The sequence below is a fragment of the Cronbergia sp. UHCC 0137 genome, assembly GCF_034932285.1.
Classification (GTDB): domain Bacteria; phylum Cyanobacteriota; class Cyanobacteriia; order Cyanobacteriales; family Nostocaceae; genus Cronbergia.
This window is the reverse complement of record NZ_JAYGHC010000046.1, coordinates 1-21,842: the sequence shown is the minus strand read 5'-3', so window position 1 is coordinate 21,842 and position 21,842 is coordinate 1. Positions and strand designations below refer to the sequence as shown.

Genomic DNA, 21,842 nt, shown 5'->3' with positions numbered 1-21,842 from the left:
GTTCAGGATTTTAGGATGTTCAGGATTTAGACTTACAATTTATCTTAATCTTGTTTATTTTTCACTGTCTGAATCAGGATACTCAGGATTTTAGGATGTTCAGGATTTAGAATTTATGGCGTTGCTGATTTGAGGTATGACAATGATTTTTGATGATTTAAAAACCCTTCTGGAGACGTTCCATGGAAAGTCTCTACACTTACGGCAATTTCCAATTATATAACATATACTAAACACGGCTTAATCATTTGATTCTGTGGGTAAGGGTTTAGCATTGCTAAACCCCTACAAATCTGGGTTTTTCGTAATTTTGGAAAAGTACATGTCTCAACCGTTTTTAGTATACATCTTAGCCCCCTCCTCGCTTGCGGGGAGGGGGTTGGGGGTGGGGTTCTTGTTCCAGGTTTGATGACAATTTGCTGTAAATTCATACTTGGTTTCAGCAACGCTAATTTATATTCATCTTGTTCATTTTTCATTGACTTGTGCGTAAATCCTAATCATCTTTTATTTTAATCCTGTGAATCCTTAAATCCTGTAAATCCTGGTTCAGACCACACATTCAGCAGGTAAATCCGCCGTACTACGAATATTTTCTAAAGTTAAACCAGAAACAGTACGTTTAATTAAACCTGTTAAAACGTTACCAGGACCTACTTCTATAACTCGTTCAATTCCATTTTCTGGTAATTGCAACACAATTTCTCGCCAGCGTACTGAACCAGTCATTTGTTTAGTAAGTCGGTGTTTTAAAATTTCTGCATCAATGGTTGGAGTAGGTTCAACATTAGATAAAACTGGAATAATAGCTGATTCAAAGATTACAGAATCTAGTATTTCTTGAAATTCTGTAGCTGCGGCTGTCATTAAATGTGAGTGAAATCCTCCAGAAGTTCTCAAAGGGATAGCGCGTTTGGCTTTTACTTCAGACATCACCTTTCTTACCCCATCTGGAGTACCAGAAATTACCACTTGTGCGGGACTGTTATCATTTGCCAGCACTACATCTGGGGTTTCGGCAATGAGTTTTTCTAATTCTTCTCGGTCAAAGTTCATTAACGCTGCCATCATTCCACCGGCGGCTTCATCCATAATTTCCGCACGACGTTTAACTAAATATAACCCTGTAGACCAATCAAAAACCCCAGCGACATACAGGGCTATATATTCTCCTAAACTGTGACCAGCAACTAAATCTGGTTTTTCTTTTTCTTTCAAAATATCAGCAAGAATACTTTCTATAACGTAGAGAATTGGTTGAGTGTAAAGTGTGCGTGATAGTTTTTCTTCGTTACTTTGACAAATATCTATGATAGACCAACCTAATATCGCCTCAGCTTCAACAAATTTTTCTTTGGCAAATGCTATATCTAATAAATCCATACCCATACCCAAAGTTTGAGAACCTTGTCCGGGAAACACCCATGCAGTTTTAGTCATTGATAATTGGTGATTGGTAATTGGTAATTGGTAATTGGTAATTGGTGATTGGTGATTGGTGATTGGTGATTGGTGATTGGTGATTGGTAATTGGTAATTGGTAATTGGTGATTGGTGATTGGTAATTGGTAATTGGTAATAAATTAATTATTCCTCCCCTGCCTCCCCTGCCTCCCCTGCCCCCTGCCCCCTGCCTCCCCTGCCCCCTGCCCCCTGCCCCCTATCTTCCCCATTGAAAAATCGCTGCCCCCCAGGTCAAACCTGCGCCGAAGCCGGAGGTGGCAATGATATCATGGGGTTTAATTTTACCTTGTTGGACGGCTTCATTTAAAGCTAGGGGGATAGAAGCAGCCGAAGTGTTACCATAATTGGCAACGTTGCTAATTACTTTATGCTCTGGTATATTTAAACGTTCTGCAACGGCATTGAGTATGCGTTGATTTGCTTGGTGTAATATGAGCCAATCTATTTGATCGATGGTGATATTAGCTTGGAATAAGGCTTTGTCAATGACTTCTGGCACTTTTTGTACTGCAAAACGGTAGACTTCTTTACCGTTCATGGTGATGGGGTGATAAGTGCCTTTCGTTACGTTAATCCCTGGTGATAATTCTTGGGCAGAGCCGTGATATGGTAGATTGAGATAGTGGTTTTGAGTGCCGTCACTTTTCAGGGAAAATCCTAGTAAGCGATCGCTCTCGTTGGACTGCAAAACTACCGCCCCCGCACCATCACCAAATAATATACAAGTCCGTCGATCTTGCCAATCTACCCAACGAGACAGGATATCTCCCCCTATCAATAGTACATTCTGATACACACCTGTTCTAATGTATTGAGCTGCTGTCACAAGTCCAAAGACAAAACCAGAACAGGCCGCAGTTAAGTCAAAGGCCACTGCTTTAGTTGCACCTAATTCCGCTTGAATACGGCAAGCACTCCCAAATAAATCATCAGGGGTAGAGGTTGCCAACAAAATCAAATCAATGTCCGCAGCCGTAATTCCCGCCGCAGCGATCGCTTGCTTACCTGCGGTTGTAGCCAGTATACTTAAAGACTCGGTTGGTAATGATATTCGCCGTTGACTAATTCCTGTTCTTGTGGTAATCCACTCATCTGAAGTTTCTACCAACTGTGTTAATAACTGGTTATCTAAAGTAGTTGCTGGTACTGCCGAACCGCTACCTGTAATTGCAATCCCCTTTAACATTGGCACTCCTAATCTCTTCTAAACTTTAGCGTTGTCATTTGTCCGTGCTATCTGCTCAATAATTCGGGGCGGACTACCTGGAATGGAAACGATTTTGCGCCATTTGAGGGTTATCACTGAGCAATTTACCCCCAATTATTGAGTGATCACTGTCTGTTGCCTATGACCTAATGACAAATGACAGATGGCTAAAGTCCGTCTCCCCTAGCATTACCGACAGAACCAGAGAAGCTTAACTACTCTCATTCTGGAGGATGGGATATTGGGAATTAAGTCTTTGCAGTACATGATTATCTACAGCTTCTTTTGCCATGCGAATAGCACTAAAAATAGAAGGTGCTTGAGAAGATCCGTGACCGATAAAACAAATTCCCGCTACACCTAACAGCAAAGCACCACCGTGTTCTGCGTGATCCATGCGTTGTTTAATCCGTTTGAGGTTGGGTTTTAAGATGGCTGTACCGATTTGACCGTGTAGACCTTGGGGTAATTCTTCTCGTAGGATTTGGAGAATTACTGAACCAAGGGATTCGGCAAATTTTAGCAACACATTACCTACAAAACCATCGCAGACAATAACATCAAAGTTACCGGATAATACATCCCGACCTTCAGCATTGCCAATAAAGTTAATTTGGTGATTTTTCTGTAACAATTGATAGGCGCGGAGAGCTACTTCATTACCTTTACTTTCTTCTTCACCGATATTCAATAAACCTACTTTGGGTTCAGGTGTACCCAAAACATACTGACTGTAAACCGACCCCATCACAGCAAACTGTTCTAAAAATTTGGGGCGACAGTCTACATTAGCGCCAACATCAAGGATGAGTACAGGCTTGCTGGCTAAAATTGTCGGAAAAACTGTGCCAATTGCGGGTCGATCAATGCCCTTTAATCGTCCTAAGCGAAGCAAAGCTGATGCCATTGCTGCCCCAGAATGACCCGCAGAGAATACCGCATCTGCCTGTTGTTTTTTGACTAAATCCATCGCTACGTTGATAGAAGCCTTGGGTTTACGTCTAACGGCGTTTAAAGGCTCGTCATCCATAGCGATCGCTTCATCAGCCGGAACTATCTCCACATCCGCCAGATTCGTTTTTGGCGGCATAGCAGCTTCAATTTGTTGAGGATCACCCACCAACAATATTTTTACACCCAATTCTTCCCGTGCGCGTAATGCGCCAGCGACGATTTCACCGGGTGCGTGATCTCCTCCCATAGCGTCAATCGCGATCCGTACCTCAGTCGATGCCATTGCTCCTAGCTCAAAGAAACCTTACAAATTTTATCAGATGGTAATACTCAACAATTCAAATTTAGACAAATTGTTCTAAAAAAACTAGGTCTGGGGTCTAGGGGCAACTCGGTGTTAAAATCTAACTAACAGCAAATTAGGTGCTTCAAACCCACGCAGGTTGTTTACCCATACGGGACGCTATGCGAACATCTGTGTAACTGTCATTTGTAATCGGTTGTATTGAGAGTAATCACGGAGTGACCATGATGCTACAAACTAAACATCAATTTCAAACCTTTGAAGAATACCTATCTTATGATGATGGCACAGACAAACTCTATGAGTTATTCAATGGAGAATTAATTGAAATGCCCCCAGAATCAGGAACTAATGTTCAGGCTGCCACATTCTTGTTATTTCAATTTGTCCTACTATTAGGCTATAAAAGAGTGAGAGGACATGGTTTAGAATTGGAAGTGAGGGGAGAACCAAGAAACCGTTATCCTGATCTAACTATTATTCGAGAAGAGCATATTCAGCAATTAGCAAATCGTAACACAATTCGCCTATCAATGTTACCACCTTTATTGGTGATTGAAGTAGTTAGTCCTGGTGAATTACAACGAGACAGAGATTTTATCGCCAAGCGTTCACAATATCAAGATTGCGGTATTCCTGAATATTGGATTATTGACCCACAAACCAAAACCGTATTAGTGTTAGAATTGATTAACCAAATTTACACTGAAATTGGTAACTTTTCCGGTGATGATTTAATTGTATCTCCACAATTTAGTCAATTAAATTTTAAAGTATCACAAATTTTCAATTAAATTACATATTTTCTTCCTTCGCGTCTATCCCTACGGGACGCTACGCAAATTATCAATTCTATCTCTCGTAGGGTGCGTCAGACCCAATAATTGAGCATCTAACAGACTTCCTGTATCTGACGCACCGCACTAATATGGGATGACAAAAGCGTGAAACTAGGCAATGACCTATTGGAACTTATCGCTCTCCTCGTTTAGAATTACAGTTAAAAGCCCCTTTTCAAAGGAATGTAGTTAATGCTAAGAGTATGAGTTATTCCTTAAAGAAAAAAACTATGATGATTTGAGATATACTGATGTTTATGTTCCGCGTATTTTAGTTGTTGTTGTCTTGGCTGATGATATAAATAGCTGGTTATACCAATCCGAAGAAGAATTAGTTATGAAACATTGTGCTTACTGGATATCACTACGAGGAAAAGAGGAATTACCTGCTGGACAAGAAAGTAAGTCAGTGCGTTTATCAAGAGACAAAATATTCAATGTAGAAGCTCTAGAAAATTTGATGAAAATAATTTCAAATGGGGGCGCTCCATGAAAGCAACTATACAAGATATTGATATTCTTAAATCTATAAATCCCTTAGAAGTTGCTGGCTATTTAAGAAATCAGGGTTGGCAACAGCAAAGCCAAATAAACGATATTGCATCAATTTGGATCTTAGAAGTAGGTGAGGGAGAAAGTGTTGAAATTCTCTTACCTCTAAATCCTGAGTTTCGTGATTTTCCTGCTCGAATGAGCGAAGTTTTACAAAATCTGGCAATTGTAGAACATCGTTCTCAGTTAGAAATAATAAATAATCTTAAAAATCCATTGGCAGAAATTATAAAAATTTCAGTGAATCATGCAGAAATTATAAATGGTAGTATTCCTATATCTCAAGGAGTTCAATTATTTGAATCAGCGAAAAAGCTGATGTGGTCTGCTGCTTCGTCTGCCGTAGAACCTAGACCTTACTTTAAAGGTTCATTTAGTGAAGTAACTGACTATATGCAAAAATTACGTCTGGGTCATACTAAAGAAGGAAGTTATGTTCTAACTATTATTTCTCCATTACAAGTAGATAATTATCAATCTGAAGATTGCTTTGAAAGAAAAGTTACTAAAACTCTATTTAAAGCTTTGAATATTATTAGTTTAGCTCCTGAACAAAAGCTTTCTGAAAGAGAAAATGTTTTAGATGAAGCAATAGAAGAGGGTGTGAGTGCTAATTTATGTGATGCGTTATCACACATGATAAATACTGCTACTGAACCAAATTTGAGTTTTAATTTAACAGGTTCTAAAATAATAGAACGTACATCTAATTTTCCTTTAGAAATAAAATTAAATAAACAAATTTTACCTGTGATTACAGAGGTTAAAAATAAACTGAAATCTCGTAAAGTTACTTTGGGTAGAAACAGAAAAAATATTCAACAGGATACGATTATATTGCCTTTATCTTCTCAGCAAGCACTATTACGCTCAACAATTACAGGGTTAGTAATTAAGCTTGAATGGTTTGGAGGAGATGAAAAAGCAAAAGTTATCGTTATAACTATGATAGAAAATAGAGAGGAAGAGGTTGTTATTGAAGTTAATCGTCAAGATTATCTAATAGCAATTCAAGCTAATTTAGATCAACTTCCAATAATATGTAATGGTAGTTTGATTGAAGAAAATGAACAATTAATTGTGAGGGAAGTAGAGAAATTTTCTATACAGCGAAAATAATCGTTAAATTCACTAAATTTTAAAGTATCACAAATTTTTGATTAAATTACATATCTTCTTCCTTCGCGTCTATCCCTACGGGACGCTACGCAATACTTGTCGCTTAAACTAAAAACATTAAATCAGGTAGGTTGGGTTGACGTTAGGAAACCCAATATTTACGGGCTTTTGTTGGGTTGCGCTGTCGCTTAACCCAACCTACAAAGCTACTCATGGTGAAACTTACGAAGAAGCTTTAAAAAATGGTCAGGAAGTCTTAGAAATGCTGATTGAGTCATGTTTAGCAGACGGTGAATCTCTTCCCGAACCGCAAGTTTTAGGCAAGTTCTTGAAAGTCGCGTAATTTTTACATTGATTAATTTTTGGTTGGGTTGCGCTTTGCTTAACCCAACATTGAAATCCTTACTGGATAAGGCATCGACACAGGTTAACGAAATTATAAGGTTTTCAAGGTTCGGTAGTGGTGGCGATAAAATTTTAGACGCTGTTTCAAATCTATATTAAGATGGGTTGCTTTTTTTGTTAAGTTAGGTGCGTCAAAATCTTAAAATTAGTGATTTTGTCCTCAATTATTCGGTCTGACGCACCCTACAGTCTACAAAATCAGGACTTAGGCAAAATATAACTCAAACCTAAATATATCAGCCTATTTACTGCATCTGCTGTAATACTTTGATGATAATATCCGTTGGTACTTCGTCTGTCACCTTTACAACTCCTATTTGGGTTGGTAAGACAAACCGGACTTTACCCGCTTTCACTTTTTTATCTAATTGCAAGGCATCAATTATAGTTTCAATATCCAAGTCCGTGGGTAACTTAATTGGTAAACCGGCTTTTTGAATCAGGGCGTTTTGGCTTTCTGCGTCTTCCTTTGCCCAAAGTCCCAATTCTACAGCAATTTCTCCGGCTGCTACCATACCAATTCCCACAGCTTCACCGTGTTTAAACAGACGATAATTTGTGACACTTTCGACTGCATGACCGATGGTGTGACCATAATTAAGAATAGCCCTCAGTCCAGATTCTTTTTCATCTTGACTGACAACATCTGCTTTAGCTTGACAAGAATGAGTTAATATGTAATTTATCAGGTCGGTTTTTACATAGCGGAGTTGATCAAGGTGTTTGCTGGCTGCCAATTGGCTAAACAATTCAGCATCCCAAATGATGCCATATTTGATCACCTCTGCCATTCCCGCCCGAAATTCCCGCGCTGGGAGAGTTTTTAATACTTCTGGATCAATAATAACTAGACGTGGTTGGTGAAAGGCGCCAATTAAATTTTTGCCGTGGGGATGATTTACGCCGGTTTTACCACCAACTGAGGAGTCTACCATTGCCAAAAGACTGGTAGGAACTTGGACAACGTTGATACCACGTAGCCAGGTGGCGGCGGCAAAGCCTGTCATATCACCAATTACACCCCCCCCTAATGCCACCATTGTCGAGGAACGTTCTAGGCGATTTTCTAGGGCGATGTTGTATATTTTTTGGATGGAGTTGAGGGTTTTATAGTGTTCGCCGGCTGGTAGGTTGTAGCTGGTGACTTCAAATCCGGCATTTTCGAGAGATGCGATCGCTCTTGTTCCATAATGTTTAAATATCATGGGGTTGGATACTAGCAAAACCTTCTTACCTAGTTGTAGACTAGACATTTTTTCACCTAACTGATCTAAACTAGCAGGTGCGATCGCTATTTCGTAAGCATTTTCCGGTAGATTAACTTTAATTACAGAACTCATTTTTCTACACCATAGATCAGTCCGGGTATTTTAGCGCATTCTGGAAGCTTGGGGGTAGGTAGTTCGGCTATGCTTACCGACGAAGAAATGAAATAGTTAATATTCAAAAATCAGTAAAGCACTGTTATACTGAGGAATGTGAAAGAATTAGACTTTTTTAAATACTTAATTTTTTGGTTCCATGAATAGGGGTTTAGTAGGGGTAAACTACGAAGAAATATCATAGTTTTTTAGTAATTTTACAAAAGCTCAAATCTCATTTTTCTGGAGTATATCTTTGCCAAATTCACTTCCATTAATTTATCTAGTTTTAATTTATGAAAGCACGATTACCCGATAACGAAGCACAGAGAATAGAAGCACTTTTAGAGTATAAAATTCTTGATACTGCACCGGAAGCTGCTTTTGATGATCTAACTCGTTTAGCTTCTTATATTTGTGGAACTCCCATAGCTTTAGTTAGTTTGATTGATACAAATCGTCAATGGTTTAAATCTAAACTTGGAATAGACGCGCTAGAAACATCTCGTGATATAGCATTTTGCAGTCATGCCATTTTACAAAATGATGTTTTTATCGTTCCTGATGCTACACTTGACGAACGATTTAAAAATAATCCCTTAGTTACATCAAGTCCCGATATTCGTTTTTATGCAGGTGTACCTTTAGTTAATGCTGAGGGGTACGCATTGGGAACTTTATGTGTGATTGATAATGTACCCAGAGAACTTAGTGAAAAACAGTTAGAAGCATTACGAATTTTAGGGCATCACGTAATTAAGGAATTAGAATTGCGACGTAATTTAGCAAATTTAGTGTTAGTAAAAAAAGAAAATCAAAAACAAAAACAAGCAAATAAACTATTTTTAATTAAGTTGGGGGGATGGTTTGGATTAGCATCCTTAGTAATGGTAATGATTGGTGCAGTTTGTTATCAAAACGTTAGAGTTTTTCTAGATATATATAATGAACAAAAAAAGACCTTGGAGCTAATAAATCTTCAAGAAAAAATATTATTTTATGTTAAACAAGCTGAATCTGCCCAAAATACTTATATGATTATGGCTAATCAGGTTAATTTAAATAAATATCAACAGGTGATTACAAATGTTAATCAAAAAATGGAAGAATTAAAAAAATTAACAGCAGATGAACCAGAGCAATTAAAGCGCGTTTTTGCAATTGAAGCACAGATAAAATTAAAGGTATCAACAAGTAAAGAAAATATTAGGTTGCGTCAGCAAAATAGTTTATCAAAACCATTGGAAGATTTTTTATCCATACAACGAAAAGAGATAAATGATAAAATATATCAAGATATTGATCAGTTAGAGCAAGAAGAAAGAAATAAACTGGTGAAGCAGTCTAAAAAATTAAGCACGAATGTTCAGAATACGATTTTAGCATTAGCGATCGCTATTTGTCTATCAATCTTAATCTTAGTTGTAGTCTACTACCTAATTTATCGGGAAATTACCGAACGTAAATCAACAGAAGAATCACTCAAACAAGAACGCAACTTTATTTCTAGCATCCTCGATACAGCCAGTATTTTAGTCATGGTGATCGATCCTCAAGGACAAATTATCCGCTTCAATCGAGCCTGTGAACAAACAACTGGTTACACCTTCAACGAAGTTACTGGTCGATGTTTCTGGAACTTGTTTATAGCAGAGTCAGATAAATCATCTACCCAAGCTATATTTGAGCAGCTAAAGTTAGGTAAAGGTGGAAAAGAATACGAAAGCTGTTGGATTACTAGAGACGGTAAACAAAGACTTATTACCTGGTCAAATACCACCCTGATTAATTATGAAGGGGATATTGAATATATCATCAGTACAGGTCTTGATATCACTGAACGCAAAGAAGTAGAAGATTCACTACAACGTCAATTAACTGCAATAGAAGCTGCCACTGATGGCATTGCGATCATTGGTAAAAATGGAGAATACGTTTATCTCAATAGTGCCTACATCACAATGTTTGGATATACCGATGCTAGTGAATTGATGGGTAAAACAAGAGAACATATTTATAGTCAAGATGAGATTAAATGGTTTGATGCTCAGGTGCAACCGATATTGATAGAAAAGGGTTATTGGCATGGAGAAATTGTAGCCAAGAAAAAGGACGGGAGTAAATTTGCCGAAGAAATTTCACTCACACGATTAGAACAGGGAGGAATAATTTCTGTTTGTCGTGATATCAGTGAACAAAAACAGGCTGAACAATATCTAAATGTACAATATGCGGCCACCAGTGCCTTAGCCATAGCTACAACTATTAATGATGTGACTCACTTGAGTTTAAAAGGAATTTGTCAAACTTTAGCATGGGATTGGGGCGAAATTTGGATAATTGACCAGGAAGAAAATATCCTGCGTTGTTTAGATATTTGGTATAGAGAATCTTTAGCAGGTGATGAATTTGCCGCAGTGACTCGAAAAATCACTTTTGCACCAGGAATTGGACTACCTGGAAGAATTTGGACTACAGGAGAATCTGTATGGTTAGATAATGTTTGCATTGACTGTAATTTTGAGAGAATAGAGATTGCTAACCGAGTAGGATTACATGGAGGATTTGGCTTTCCGATTCGCAGTGGTAATATCACAATTGGAGTCATGGCTTTCTTTCATCACCATATTCAACTAGAAAATCCAGAATTGTTGAGGGTGATGACTTCTATTGGTAATCAAATTGGTCAGTTTATCAAGCGCAAAGAGGCAGAAGAAGAATTACAACGTCAAAACTTGCGATCGCAATTATTAGCCAATGTTACTCTCAAAATCCGGGAATCTTTACAAATCCACGATATCCTCCAAACCAGCGTTACAGAAGTACAAAGGCTGCTACAAGCTGATCGTGTACTGATTATGGAATTGGAAGAAAATGGTTCTTTAACAGCCTTAAAAGAAGCAGTGATTCCTGGCTTGTCAATAGTTATGGGTGAAAATATTGTTGACCCTTGTTTTAAAGAAGATTACATTCAGAAATATCGTCAGGGCTGGATTGGTATGATTAACGATATAGCCCAAGCGAATATCGAACCTTGTCACTTGGAACTACTACAAAGGTTTAATGTTAAAGCCAACCTTGTGATTCCAATTTTCCTTAAAGATCAACTTTGGGGTTTATTAATTGCTCATCAATGTCACCAAACTCGTCAATGGAATAACTGGGAAACTGAACTTTTAAAATCCCTATCTGATCAAATAGGTATTGCCCTAGCTCAAGGTCAATTACTCACAGCAGAAACTCTGCAAAGACAAGAACTAGAATTAGCTCGTGAGCAAGCCGAGTTAGCTTCTCAAGCTAAAAGTAGTTTTTTAGCTAACATGAGTCACGAAATTCGGACTCCAATGAATGCAGTTTTAGGTATGACAGGTTTATTATTAGAAACTCCTCTTACCCCAGAACAGCGAGATTTTGTCGAAACAGTTCGTGTGAGTGGTGATGCTCTGTTAACCCTAATTAACGAGATTTTAGATTTGTCTAAACTAGAAGCCGGAGAAATGCTGTTAGAAACTCTGGATTTTGACTTATCTATCTGTATTGAAGAAGTATTAGAGTTGTTAGCTCCCCAAGCCCATGATAAAACATTAGAAATTGGGGCTTTAATTGATCGCAATGTCCCCACCCATCTCCAGGGAGATGCTAGTCGTCTACGACAAATTTTAATGAATCTGATTGGTAATGCGATCAAATTCACCAGTGTGGGAGAGGTGGTGGTGCAAGCAAAACTAAAATCAGAAACCCACACTACAGCTATTATTCATTTTGCGATTACAGATACGGGTGTTGGTATTAGTCCTGAAGATCAAAATAAGCTGTTTCAACCATTTACTCAAGTTGATGCTTCTATTACCCGGAAATACGGTGGCACAGGTTTAGGATTGGCTATTTGTCAACAGTTAGTAACTTTAATGGGGGGAGAAATTGGTGTCAAAAGTCAACGTGGTAAAGGCTCTAAATTTTGGTTCGAGTTACCTTTTAACAAGTTATCTGTACCTTTTTCTCAGAATAAAGAAAATGATATTCTTAACCAGCGACGTTTGTTAGTTGTAGATGATAATGCTACCAACCGGAAAATTATTTACCATCAGGCTACCTTGTGGGGAATGGAAGTAGATCAAGCCGATTGTGCTGTCGCTGCTTTGGAAATTTTACACCATTCTGCTGAACAAGGGATGTTGTATGATGTGGTTTTGGTCGATATGCAAATGCCTGATATAGATGGATTAACTTTGGGGGTGCAAATTAAAGCCAATAGTGCGATCGCTCATGTTCCTCTAATTATGTTAACCTCTACCAATCAAAGAGATGAAGTGCAGAAAGCATTAGATATCGGATTTACCAGTTATTTGGTTAAACCCGTCAAACCATCTCGACTGCTTGATACGATTATGAATATTTTACAGCATCAAACAAAATTAGATTATGCTTCAGTTTCTAGAGTTGAACAACCTCATATCTCTGGGGAATTTCCACAGTTACATGATCCTAGTAAACCAAAGTTAAAACTACTATTAGCAGAAGATAATCTGGTGAATCAAAAAGTTCTTGTCAAACAACTCCAACGATTAGGTTACAATCCTGATGTTGTTGCCAATGGTCAAGAAGTTTTGGATTTATTAGAAAAAGTTCCCTATGATTTAATTCTGATGGATTACCAAATGCCAATTTTAGACGGTTTGGAAACTACCAGAGAAATTCGTCGTCGAAATTTAAATTCATTTCCTAGTGGTCGTCAACCAGTGGTTATTGCTATCACAGCCAATGCCATGAAAGAAGACCAACAAAGTTGTATAGATGCGGGAATGGATGATTATTTAAGTAAGCCAGTTGCTAAGGATAAATTGGCAGCGATGCTAGAACGTTGGACTCAAGTAATATCTAGTCCAGAGTTAACAATTAATTGGGAATATTTACATCAACTTTCAGACAACAATACAGAATTTGAATTTGAATTATTGGAAATGTTTGTAGAAGATACTACGTCTCATATAGAGATGGCAAAAAGAGCGATCGCTGTTAATGATCTGACCCAACTCGCAAAAGAAGCCCATCATATCAAAGGTTCTAGTGGTAATGTTGGGGTGACAATCATGCAGGAAGCAGCAGAAAAGATTGAAGAAATGATTCGTAATCATGATCTGACTAATGTGGAAGATTTAATCTCACAATTAGAAGATTCTATCAATCACATCCAAGCTTTTTTAATTAAAAATAAATTACCTTAATCACAATTTGAGAGCCATTACTTTACACCACAGCACTTTACAGGCATAATCAATTTTAATGTCAGTCTCCGGGAGGTTTTAGATGAAATTTCTATATTCTATTTTACTCACACCATTCGTTGTATTATTAGCTTCTAGTGATGTTTCCGCAGCCATTAGAACCAAAACCATCGAGTATAAACAAGGAAATACAGTTTTAGAAGGCTATTTGGCCTATGATGACGCAATTAAAAGCAAGCGCCCTGGTGTATTGGTAGTTCACGAATGGAATGGTTTACAGTCCTATGTGAAAAAACGGACTGAACAATTAGCCAAACTAGGCTATGTTGCCTTTGCCGCCGATATATATGGTAAAGGAGTTAGACCAAAAAACCAACAAGAAGCCGGAGCGCAAGCGACATTTTATCGTCAAGATCGGAAATTATTACGCGAAAGAGCGATCGCTGGCTTAAAAGTTTTACAAAACTATAATTTAACCGACCCCAAACGCATTGCTGCCATTGGTTACTGCTTCGGTGGTGGAACAGTGCTAGAATTAGCCCGTAGTGGTGCAAATATCGCTGGTGTAGTCAGTTTCCACGGCAACCTCGACACCCCTAACCCCAACGACGCTAAAAACATCAAAGCCAAAGTATTAGTATTACATGGTGCTGATGATCCCTTTGTCCCAAAAGAGCAAATCACAGACTTTGAAGACGAAATGCGTCAAGCAAAAGTAGACTGGCAATTTATCTCCTACGGCAAAACAGTACATAGTTTCACCAACCCAGAAGCCAAAAATGACCCCAAAGGCGCGGAATATAATCAAATCGCAGATCAACGTTCTTGGCAAGCAATGCGGCAATTTTTCGCGGAAATCTTTCGCAAGCAACCTGTAAAGAAAAAATCCTAAAAAAATATAGTTAGTAGGGTGCGTCAGATGGAGAAATATGGCTAATGGTGGTGAAATTATCAGGTCTGACGCACCGTAGAAGAAAAAAACGATCATCTTCTCACATCAAAACCCCGCAAACCTTCCAAAGGTTCATACTTAACCAAAACTTCCTTCACCACAGCCGCAGGTGGTCCGACATGACACCACCGAACCATCTCTTCCACAATTTCCCGCGCCCCTTCAAACACAGCTTCTACACGACTATCAGGGAGATTTTGTACCCAACCAGTTAACCCCAACTGGCTTGCAGTCTCCACAGTAGCGTAACGATAGCCAACCCCCTGGACTCGGCCAGCAATAAAAACATGAGCGCGAACTAATTTTGGTACTGGTGGGCTATTTTGCATAAACAAATTTAGTATTATTAATCTTACTGGGACTATATAGCAGGAGTCAGGAGTCAGGAGTCAAGAGTATCTTGCCATAAGGCTTTTACTGTAGATTCTGTATCTCATTCAAGTGCATACCACTATAGAAATCATAAATTATTCGTGAAGAATATGTCTAACCTACCACCACTTAACACAGAAACAATTTGGGCAATTATCAATGATACAATTGATGATACCACCGTCAACCAATTGGTATGGTATTATTTAGGTTATCGCTATGACTCAGCCAGCAACAAATGGGATACCAGCCAAGTTATACCAGAATGGCGAGATGAGTATCCAGAACCAACAAATTTTCTTGATTCTCGCCCTGCAACCATGAAATTAACGCGCTCCATTCCCCAAGAAAACAAACAAATCCTCAAAGAAAAGTTAGGTTTCAAAGGTTATAAAATTGGTGAATTTGGACCCCGACAAACCCGTAGAGCAACAGCAGCTAATTGGTTATTAAGTTATATGCAATTAACAACAGGTAAAATTGAATAAAGAACTTTTTAAGACTTACGCATTAAACATCTCCAAAAAAGAATGTAAAACTGAGAATCCCTACACTCCTTAAGAGGGTGTTTGAAAAGTCTAAATTCATACTCGTCCTGGCGACTAGAAGTCGCGGCTACATAGACAAAACCCTTTATTTTCCGTTATACTTGAGAAGTCTATAACTTGCGTTTTTACATCAATATATCCCCTTTAGGCAAAAGCTCAAATTGTAACCTTGAGAAGTATAGTCCGCGCAGGCGGACTTTGTTTGTGTAGTAGCGATTTGTAATCGCCGGAAACTTTTCAAACATCCTCTAACCGAGAAGTATTGATCATAACCCCTCCTCGCTTGCGGGGAGGGGGTTGGGGGTGGGGTTCTTATCTTGAACTTTTCTCGCAATTTTGTAAAAAAACCCATATTACTTTTTCCCCAATTTCCAATCATTACCACCAGGTAACTGAGTTAAAAAATCAGCAATAACCGCAGGTAACTCTTTCACAGAATAAGAATATGTCAAAGCCAAAACTTCTAAACAAATTGAAATTACTTGGTTTCTTTCTACAACTTCAGTAATTTGAAATTCATTGTAAATACCATCTAAAACTTCCATACTCGCATCACGAATAGCCACTTCTATTTCATCTTCAATATAGGTATCCCATTCATTTAGATTAATATAATATGACTTTTTATTTTCTTTGAGGTTAAGTTTTTTAATTTCTATCAGTGAATTACGAATTGAAGCAGCCCAAGAGTTTGTTATTCGCTGTTCTACTTGAATTTTAATTAAATGAATCAATAAAATCTTCAAAAAAGATTGGATATTCCGTAAAATCCCCTGTCTACTCATTCCTTCTAAGTCATCAACAATAGCTAAAGCTTCTGTATAACGTTGTTGTAAAATTCTATTTCTGAGGTCAATTAATTCCTGTGTCATTTGTGTATTAGCCTCAAATTCAAACTTAGTTAAGAAATGTAGAGACGTTCCATGGAACGTCTCTACAGAATTTCCCTGCTCATAAATTTGCTTAACTGAGCAGTATTTAACCTAATATGGCCATTTCCAATCGCGAATTTCTGGCATATCTTCGCCGTGTTTAGCGATGTAGTGTTTGTGTTCGATCAGTTTATCTTCCAGTTGTTGTTTAACGTAAGCGGCTTTATAACCTAGTTTTGGTACACGATCAATTACATCCATGACTAAATGGAAACGATCAAGATCGTTGAGAACAACCATATCAAAAGGAGTGGTTGTTGTTCCTTCTTCTTTATAACCACGAACATGAAGGTTCTTATGATTAGTATGGCGATAGGTCAAGCGGTGAATTAACCAAGGATAGCCATGAAAAGCAAAGATAATCGGTTTATCAGTGGTAAAAATGGTGTCGAAATCTTTGCCGCTTAAACCGTGGGGATGTTCGCTTTGTGGTTGTAATTTCATCAAATTCACAACATTAACCACCCGCACCTTTAATTCTGGGAAATGTTGCCGCATGATGTCTACTGCTGCTAGAGTTTCTAGGGTGGGAACATCTCCAGCGCAGGCCATAACTACATCGGGTTCACCATCTAAATCGCTGCTCGCCCATTCCCAAATACCTAAACCTTTGGTACAATGTTTGATGGCTGCATCTATGTTTAAGTATTGCAACGCTGGTTGTTTACCTGCAACAATAACGTTAACATATTGACGACTTCTCAAACAGTGGTCAGTGACAGAGAGTAAAGTATTAGCGTCGGGTGGCAAATATACGCGAATAACTTCCGCTTTTTTGTTCAATACATGATCGATAAAGCCGGGATCTTGGTGAGAAAATCCGTTGTGATCTTGTCGCCAAACGTGAGATGTTAAGAGATAATTGAGAGAAGCTACTGGTCGCCGCCAGGGAATCCCACGGGTAGTTTTCAACCATTTGGCGTGTTGGTTGAACATAGAATCAATGATGTGAATAAATGCTTCGTAGCAAGAGAAGAAGCCGTGACGACCGGTGAGGAGATAGCCTTCTAACCAGCCCTGACAGTTGGTTTCACTGAGCATTTCCATGACTCGACCGTTGGGTGAGAGATGGTCATCTTCGGGGAGAGTTTGGGCTACCCAGGTGCGGTCAGTAACTTCTAAGACGGGATCTATGCGATTGGATGCGGTTTCGTCGGGTCCAAAAATGCGGAAATTACGACTTTTTTCATTGAGTTTCATGATATCCCGCAGAAATTTACCACTGACCTTGGTGGCTTCAGCGATCGCTCTCCCTGGTTCTGGTACATCTACAGCATAGTCTTCAAATTCCGGCATAATCAGATCACGCAACAAGGCTCCCCCGTTGGTGTGGGGGTTGTCTCCCATGCGGCGCTGTCCTTTGGGGGCTAATTCTGCTAATTCAGGAATTAGTGTACCGTTAGCGTCAAAGAGTTCTTCTGGTTTGTAACTCTTCAACCAATCTTCTAATAGTTGCAAATGTCCTGGTACTCCGGCAACATTACCAAAAGGAACTTGGTGCGATCGCCAATAATCTTCGGTTTTTTTCCCATCCACTTCCTTAGGACCCGTCCAACCTTTAGGAGTGCGTAAAACAATCATCGGCCATTGTGGTCTTTCTTTAAACCCATGCACCCGCGCTTCTCTTTGGATACCTTGAATTTCTGGAATGATTATATCTAAAGTTGCCGCCATTTTTTGGTGAACATCGGCGGGATCTGAACCTTCCACAAAATACGGTTTATAACCATAGCCGATAAATAGGCTTTCTAGTTCATCATGGGGCAATCGTGCTAAAACTGTGGGGTTAGCAATTTTATACCCGTTCAAGTGCAGAATCGGCAAAACTGCACCATCAGTAACTGGGTTAAGAAATTTGTTAGAATGCCAGCTAGTAGCTAATGCACCAGTTTCCGCTTCTCCATCCCCAACAACCGCCGCAACCAGTAAATCAGGGTTATCAAAAGCAGCACCAAAGGCATGAACCAAAGCATAACCCAATTCTCCACCTTCATGGATAGAACCAGGGGTTTCTGGTGCAACGTGGCTAGGAATACCACCAGGAAAGGAAAACTGTTTGAAAAGTTTTTGCATTCCCCCAGCATCTTGGGAAATATTCGGGTAGTATTCGCTGTATGTTCCCTCTAAATAGGTGTTAGCAACGAGTCCAGGTCCACCATGACCAGGGCCAGCTATGTAAATTGTGTTCAAGTCGTACTTTTTAATGACTCGATTCAGGTGAGCATAAATAAAGTTTAGCCCTGGTGTAGTTCCCCAGTGTCCCAACAGTCGGGGTTTAACGTGTTCTATTTTCAGAGGTTCTCTCAGTAATGGATTGTCGAGAAGATATATTTGTCCAACTGAGAGATAATTAGCAGCACGCCAGTAAGCGTTAATTTTCTGTAGTTCTGTGTCTGATAATGGTTTTAATGGGGTTGTGGTTGCTAAGGTCATTGTCAACTCCAAAAAGTATTTGCACCTATTCAGGTTTATTGTAGCTGTGATTATTTTTTTTGAGTTTTGCTTAATAAGTTCTTTTTATTTGCGGATGTTTTCTAGTCTGTACGGTGTATCAGGTAGATTGAAGAAGGAGTCAAGAGTCAGGAGTCAGAATATAAAAACGCAACTTAGGGTAATAATTAGCCCTTATTTCTTAAATAGAGCAATATGGCTGAAATAATGCTCATTTATCAACTAGATTTTTTGGAAAAAATTCACTATAGTAGCGACATTACTGTGATTTTTAAAAGCCATGAGCAAGTTATATTCTCAATTCAACAAAAACCGTAAATTACCCCAAATATTTGTTTTAATTTTCACCCTGATCAGTCTCTTGTCCTGTGGTTCAGGAATGAATAATAACAATACTACTGTGGCTGTTCCCACTGCAAAAGAAATTCAAGTATCTCAAAACAACTTACCTAAAAATATTGCTCAAGCAGTTTTAAAAGATGCTTCCCAGCGTTCTGGGGTGAAAATTGCTGATTTGAAAATTACACAAGTCACAGCAACAACCTTTGGTAATGCTTGCGGCTTTAAATTTGGGGAAATCTGCACAAAAGAGTATAAACCAATTCAAGGTTGGTCAATAGTTGTAAATGTAGACAAAAAACCTTGGACTTATCATGTCAATAAACCAGGTTCACAAATTGTTCTTGATCCCCAAATTATTGTCTCTAGTGCCACCCAATTACCAGAAAATATCGCTGATAAAATTTTACTTGATGCTTCCCAACGTTCTGGTTTACCAATTAACACCATCAAAATTATTCAAGCTACACCAAAAACCTTCAGTAATTCTTGCGTATTCAATTTTGGTGAAGTCTGCGCTCAGATATTTGACCCGATTGAAGGCTGGATAGTAACCGTTCAGGTTAAAGGCCAATCTTGGACTTATCATGTAGACCAATCCGGCTCACGCATGGTTTTAGATCCTAGTATCAGCAATTAAAAAAATAAAATGTTAGTGAAATTTGAGGTTTTTGGTATATAATAAGGGATTGTGTTGAATTAAAGCCCTCCCATGCCTAAACTCAAAACTCGTAAAGCAGCAGCAAAACGGTTCCGTGCCACAGGTACTGGTAAAATCGTGCGTCGCAAGGCTTTCAAAAACCACCTACTAGAACACAAGTCTGCTAACAAAAAGCGCAATATGTCTAAAATGGCTGTTGTGGATGAACGGGATGCAGACAATGTACGCTTAATGCTCCCTTATTTGTAAATCCTTCAGGTAGTAAGATATGACCCGGGTAAAACGCGGTAACGTAGCTCGTAAACGCCGCAATAAAATTCTCAAATTAGCTAAAGGTTTTCGTGGTTCTCACTCGACTCTGTTTAGAACCGCTAACCAACAGGTAATGAAGGCACTTAGAAGTGCCTACCGCGATCGCAAAAAGAAAAAGCGCGATTTTCGCCGTCTGTGGATCACTCGGATTAATGCCGCTTCTAGGCAGCACGGCTTGAGTTACAGCCAGTTAATCGGAAATTTGAAAAAAGCCAACGTGGAACTAAATCGCAAGATGTTAGCGCAATTGGCGGTTTTAGATCCTGCAAGTTTTAGCAAAATTGCTGAATTGGCAAGCTCAATGAAAGGTTAAGGTTGTCCCAAGGATGAACTATGAAGGTTGAAGTGTACCCTACAAATAAATCTGGGGGGGTGAAAAATGAGGGCTTTTGGTTCCCATTTTCATCCTTCATCCTTTATTGTTTATTTTTGTTGGGCAAAATATTAGTATTATCAACTAGCTTGTTGGTATTATTTTTTGGGTTTTGGGGTACGGATTTGGTCGCATCTGCCGCCCCGATGTCAGAAATTCAGCAACGCGGTTATTTAAATATTGCTGTTAAAGATAACTTGCGTCCTTTGGGATTTAGGGATGAACAGGGCAATTTACAAGGCTTAGAAATTGATTTAGCGAAACGTTTAGGGGCTGATTTACTGGGTAATAAAGATGGTGTGAAGTTGCTACCCGTAGCCAATAGCGATCGCCTATCTGTGATTTTAGACCAAAAAGTTGATTTAGCGATCGCTAGAATCACCGCTACTGAGTCACGTTCTCGAATAGTTAGTCTCAGTGTTCCCTATTATTTTGATGGTGCTGCTTTAATTACAAAAAATCCTGCTATTAAAGATTTAAAAGATTTAGAAAAAGGTAAAATAGCTGTACTTAACAACTCCAGTACCATCGGTCAGGTAAAATATTATCTTCCTAATGCTGAATTAGTCGGGGTTGATTCCTATATCCAAGGACGGGAAAAAATAGAAAGTCAAGCCGTAGATAGTTTTGCGGCTGATGGGAGTGTGCTAAGTGGTTGGCTACAAACATATCCAGAATATCATATTTTACCTACAAAGTTATCTACTGAACCTTTATCTGTAGTCATGGCCAGAGGATTGCAGTATGATGAATTAAGACGAAAGGTAAATGAAGCGATCGCTCGTTACCAAGTCACAGGTTGGCTCAAAGAACGCACCCAATATTGGAAACTTCCATAAGGGGGCAGGGGGCAGGGGAGGAATAAATCTTTTATTACCAATCACCAATTACCAATTACCAATCACCTATTACCTATAATAATGGATAAAAATCTAGTTATCGTTTATCTTTCTATTTTCATTGGGTTACTCGCATTTGCTGGAGTGACTGTATTTCGCCAAATCTTCAAAACTCGCAAACTAGAGAGTTCTTTAGCCAAATTAAAAACCAAGCTAAATAAAGAAAAAGGTACCGCTCAAGAATATTATGAATTAGCCAGTATTTACTCAGAAAAAAAAGTCTTTACCTTAGCAATACCATTATTTCAAAAAGCTCTTAAAGCTGCCGAAGAAGAAGGAGAAGAAAGTATTGCTCCTATTTATAACGGTTTAGGTTACGTTTATTTTGCCCAAGATCAATATGATTTAGCAATTCGTCAATATAAAGAAGCCATCAAACTTAAACCAGACTATGTAGTAGCTTTGAATAATCTGGGTCACGCTTACGAGCGCAAAAACTTAAATACTCAAGCGCTAGAAATGTATGAACAAGCCCTGAAATTCTCCCCCAATAATCCTACAGCAAAACGTCGGGCTGAATCTTTGCGTCGTTTGGTGATTGCGTAAAATTTAGACTTGACAAATTTTCCTAAA

18 protein-coding genes and 1 pseudogene are annotated in these 21,842 nt (G+C 38.7%); 12 read left to right on the top strand and 7 right to left on the bottom strand.

The genetic code is table 11. The annotated features are described in order from the left end of the window. Positions 1-549 precede the first annotated feature (549 nt). From fabD to plsX, 3 genes are all read right to left on the bottom strand, one after another. Positions 550-1,440 (bottom strand): ACP S-malonyltransferase, encoded by an 891-nt coding sequence (gene fabD / locus VB711_RS19990; RefSeq protein WP_323288018.1) that lies wholly within the window; start codon positions 1,438-1,440, stop codon positions 550-552. Between the two features lie 220 nt (positions 1,441-1,660). After that, on the bottom strand, positions 1,661-2,650 hold the full coding sequence (locus tag VB711_RS19985; RefSeq protein WP_323288017.1) for a beta-ketoacyl-ACP synthase III: 990 nt from the start codon (positions 2,648-2,650) through the stop codon (positions 1,661-1,663). A gap of 232 nt (positions 2,651-2,882) precedes the next feature. Beyond that, on the bottom strand, positions 2,883-3,908 hold the full coding sequence (gene plsX / locus VB711_RS19980) for a phosphate acyltransferase PlsX (protein WP_323288016.1): 1,026 nt from the start codon (positions 3,906-3,908) through the stop codon (positions 2,883-2,885). A 248-nt stretch (positions 3,909-4,156) separates the two neighbouring features. Here plsX and VB711_RS19975 point away from each other — a divergent pair, with 248 nt between their 5' ends. The 4 genes and pseudogenes from VB711_RS19975 to VB711_RS19960 all read left to right on the top strand — a co-directional run bounded on the left by VB711_RS19975 (position 4,157) and on the right by VB711_RS19960 (position 6,782). Further along, a complete protein-coding gene (locus tag VB711_RS19975; protein WP_323288038.1) occupies positions 4,157-4,723 on the top strand; it encodes a Uma2 family endonuclease in 567 nt (188 codons plus the stop codon). Between the two features lie 265 nt (positions 4,724-4,988). Then, positions 4,989-5,261 (top strand): annotated as a pseudogene (locus tag VB711_RS19970) (DUF4365 domain-containing protein); the annotation flags it as partial. After that, positions 5,258-6,439, top strand: a complete 1,182-nt coding sequence (locus VB711_RS19965) for a hypothetical protein (protein ID WP_323288015.1) — start codon at positions 5,258-5,260, stop codon at positions 6,437-6,439. The pseudogene VB711_RS19970 and the gene VB711_RS19965, both read left to right, overlap by 4 nt. Positions 6,440-6,593: 154 nt before the next feature. After that, positions 6,594-6,782 carry a type II toxin-antitoxin system HicB family antitoxin gene (locus VB711_RS19960; protein ID WP_323288037.1) on the top strand — a complete coding sequence of 63 codons (189 nt, stop codon included), beginning with the start codon at positions 6,594-6,596 and terminating at the stop codon, positions 6,780-6,782. 307 nt (positions 6,783-7,089) lie between these two features. Here the strand turns inward: VB711_RS19960 and aroB are convergent, their stop codons facing one another. Continuing rightward, entirely contained in the window at positions 7,090-8,184 is a 1,095-nt protein-coding gene (gene aroB / locus VB711_RS19955; RefSeq protein ID WP_323288014.1) for a 3-dehydroquinate synthase, read from the bottom strand. 317 nt (positions 8,185-8,501) lie between these two features. Here aroB and VB711_RS19950 point away from each other — a divergent pair, with 317 nt between their 5' ends. Both VB711_RS19950 and VB711_RS19945 read left to right on the top strand, forming a co-directional pair. Continuing rightward, positions 8,502-13,430 carry a response regulator gene (locus VB711_RS19950; RefSeq protein ID WP_323288013.1) on the top strand — a complete coding sequence of 1,643 codons (4,929 nt, stop codon included), beginning with the start codon at positions 8,502-8,504 and terminating at the stop codon, positions 13,428-13,430. Between the two features lie 82 nt (positions 13,431-13,512). Then, on the top strand, positions 13,513-14,322 hold the full coding sequence (locus VB711_RS19945) for a dienelactone hydrolase family protein (RefSeq protein WP_323288012.1): 810 nt from the start codon (positions 13,513-13,515) through the stop codon (positions 14,320-14,322). Between the two features lie 92 nt (positions 14,323-14,414). On the opposite strand, the gene VB711_RS19940 is transcribed toward VB711_RS19945, so the two are convergent. Then, on the bottom strand, positions 14,415-14,711 hold the full coding sequence (locus tag VB711_RS19940; RefSeq protein WP_323288011.1) for an acylphosphatase: 297 nt from the start codon (positions 14,709-14,711) through the stop codon (positions 14,415-14,417). A 153-nt stretch (positions 14,712-14,864) separates the two neighbouring features. Here VB711_RS19940 and VB711_RS19935 point away from each other — a divergent pair, with 153 nt between their 5' ends. Next, positions 14,865-15,242: a DUF1823 family protein gene (locus VB711_RS19935; RefSeq protein ID WP_323288010.1), complete on the top strand. Its 378-nt coding sequence runs from the start codon at positions 14,865-14,867 to the stop codon at positions 15,240-15,242. A gap of 413 nt (positions 15,243-15,655) precedes the next feature. On the opposite strand, the gene VB711_RS19930 is transcribed toward VB711_RS19935, so the two are convergent. Then, positions 15,656-16,174 carry a DUF29 family protein gene (locus tag VB711_RS19930; RefSeq protein WP_323288009.1) on the bottom strand — a complete coding sequence of 173 codons (519 nt, stop codon included), beginning with the start codon at positions 16,172-16,174 and terminating at the stop codon, positions 15,656-15,658. 111 nt (positions 16,175-16,285) lie between these two features. Beyond that, positions 16,286-18,667: a phosphoketolase family protein gene (locus VB711_RS19925; RefSeq protein ID WP_323288008.1), complete on the bottom strand. Its 2,382-nt coding sequence runs from the start codon at positions 18,665-18,667 to the stop codon at positions 16,286-16,288. Between the two features lie 397 nt (positions 18,668-19,064). Here VB711_RS19925 and VB711_RS19920 point away from each other — a divergent pair, with 397 nt between their 5' ends. The 5 genes from VB711_RS19920 to VB711_RS19900 all read left to right on the top strand — a co-directional run bounded on the left by VB711_RS19920 (position 19,065) and on the right by VB711_RS19900 (position 21,815). Then, on the top strand, positions 19,065-19,664 hold the full coding sequence (locus VB711_RS19920; RefSeq protein ID WP_323288007.1) for a hypothetical protein: 600 nt from the start codon (positions 19,065-19,067) through the stop codon (positions 19,662-19,664). A 72-nt stretch (positions 19,665-19,736) separates the two neighbouring features. Continuing rightward, positions 19,737-19,934, top strand: coding sequence for a 50S ribosomal protein L35 (gene rpmI, locus VB711_RS19915; RefSeq protein ID WP_323288006.1), 198 nt, complete (start codon positions 19,737-19,739; stop codon positions 19,932-19,934). Between the two features lie 19 nt (positions 19,935-19,953). Continuing rightward, on the top strand, positions 19,954-20,310 hold the full coding sequence (gene rplT / locus VB711_RS19910) for a 50S ribosomal protein L20 (RefSeq protein WP_323288004.1): 357 nt from the start codon (positions 19,954-19,956) through the stop codon (positions 20,308-20,310). A 20-nt stretch (positions 20,311-20,330) separates the two neighbouring features. Then, a complete protein-coding gene (locus tag VB711_RS19905; RefSeq protein WP_323288002.1) occupies positions 20,331-21,209 on the top strand; it encodes a transporter substrate-binding domain-containing protein in 879 nt (292 codons plus the stop codon). Between the two features lie 81 nt (positions 21,210-21,290). Next, complete coding sequence (locus VB711_RS19900; protein WP_323288001.1) at positions 21,291-21,815, top strand: tetratricopeptide repeat protein; 525 nt, start codon at positions 21,291-21,293, stop codon at positions 21,813-21,815. The last annotated feature ends 27 nt before the right edge of the window (positions 21,816-21,842 follow it).

Coding starts and splice junctions, on each gene's coding strand:
- fabD (WP_323288018.1), bottom strand. CDS start 1,440: ATGACTAAAACTGCATGGGTGTTTCCCGGACAAGGTTCTCAAACTTTG.
- VB711_RS19985 (WP_323288017.1), bottom strand. CDS start 2,650: ATGTTAAAGGGGATTGCAATTACAGGTAGCGGTTCGGCAGTACCAGCA.
- plsX (WP_323288016.1), bottom strand. CDS start 3,908: ATGGCATCGACTGAGGTACGGATCGCGATTGACGCTATGGGAGGAGAT.
- VB711_RS19975 (WP_323288038.1), top strand. CDS start 4,157: ATGCTACAAACTAAACATCAATTTCAAACCTTTGAAGAATACCTATCT.
- VB711_RS19965 (WP_323288015.1), top strand. CDS start 5,258: ATGAAAGCAACTATACAAGATATTGATATTCTTAAATCTATAAATCCC.
- aroB (WP_323288014.1), bottom strand. CDS start 8,184: ATGAGTTCTGTAATTAAAGTTAATCTACCGGAAAATGCTTACGAAATA.
- VB711_RS19950 (WP_323288013.1), top strand. CDS start 8,502: ATGAAAGCACGATTACCCGATAACGAAGCACAGAGAATAGAAGCACTT.
- VB711_RS19945 (WP_323288012.1), top strand. CDS start 13,513: ATGAAATTTCTATATTCTATTTTACTCACACCATTCGTTGTATTATTA.
- VB711_RS19940 (WP_323288011.1), bottom strand. CDS start 14,711: ATGCAAAATAGCCCACCAGTACCAAAATTAGTTCGCGCTCATGTTTTT.
- VB711_RS19935 (WP_323288010.1), top strand. CDS start 14,865: ATGTCTAACCTACCACCACTTAACACAGAAACAATTTGGGCAATTATC.
- VB711_RS19930 (WP_323288009.1), bottom strand. CDS start 16,174: ATGACACAGGAATTAATTGACCTCAGAAATAGAATTTTACAACAACGT.
- VB711_RS19925 (WP_323288008.1), bottom strand. CDS start 18,667: ATGACCTTAGCAACCACAACCCCATTAAAACCATTATCAGACACAGAA.
- VB711_RS19920 (WP_323288007.1), top strand. CDS start 19,065: ATGAATAATAACAATACTACTGTGGCTGTTCCCACTGCAAAAGAAATT.
- rpmI (WP_323288006.1), top strand. CDS start 19,737: ATGCCTAAACTCAAAACTCGTAAAGCAGCAGCAAAACGGTTCCGTGCC.
- rplT (WP_323288004.1), top strand. CDS start 19,954: ATGACCCGGGTAAAACGCGGTAACGTAGCTCGTAAACGCCGCAATAAA.
- VB711_RS19905 (WP_323288002.1), top strand. CDS start 20,331: ATGAAGGTTGAAGTGTACCCTACAAATAAATCTGGGGGGGTGAAAAAT.
- VB711_RS19900 (WP_323288001.1), top strand. CDS start 21,291: ATGGATAAAAATCTAGTTATCGTTTATCTTTCTATTTTCATTGGGTTA.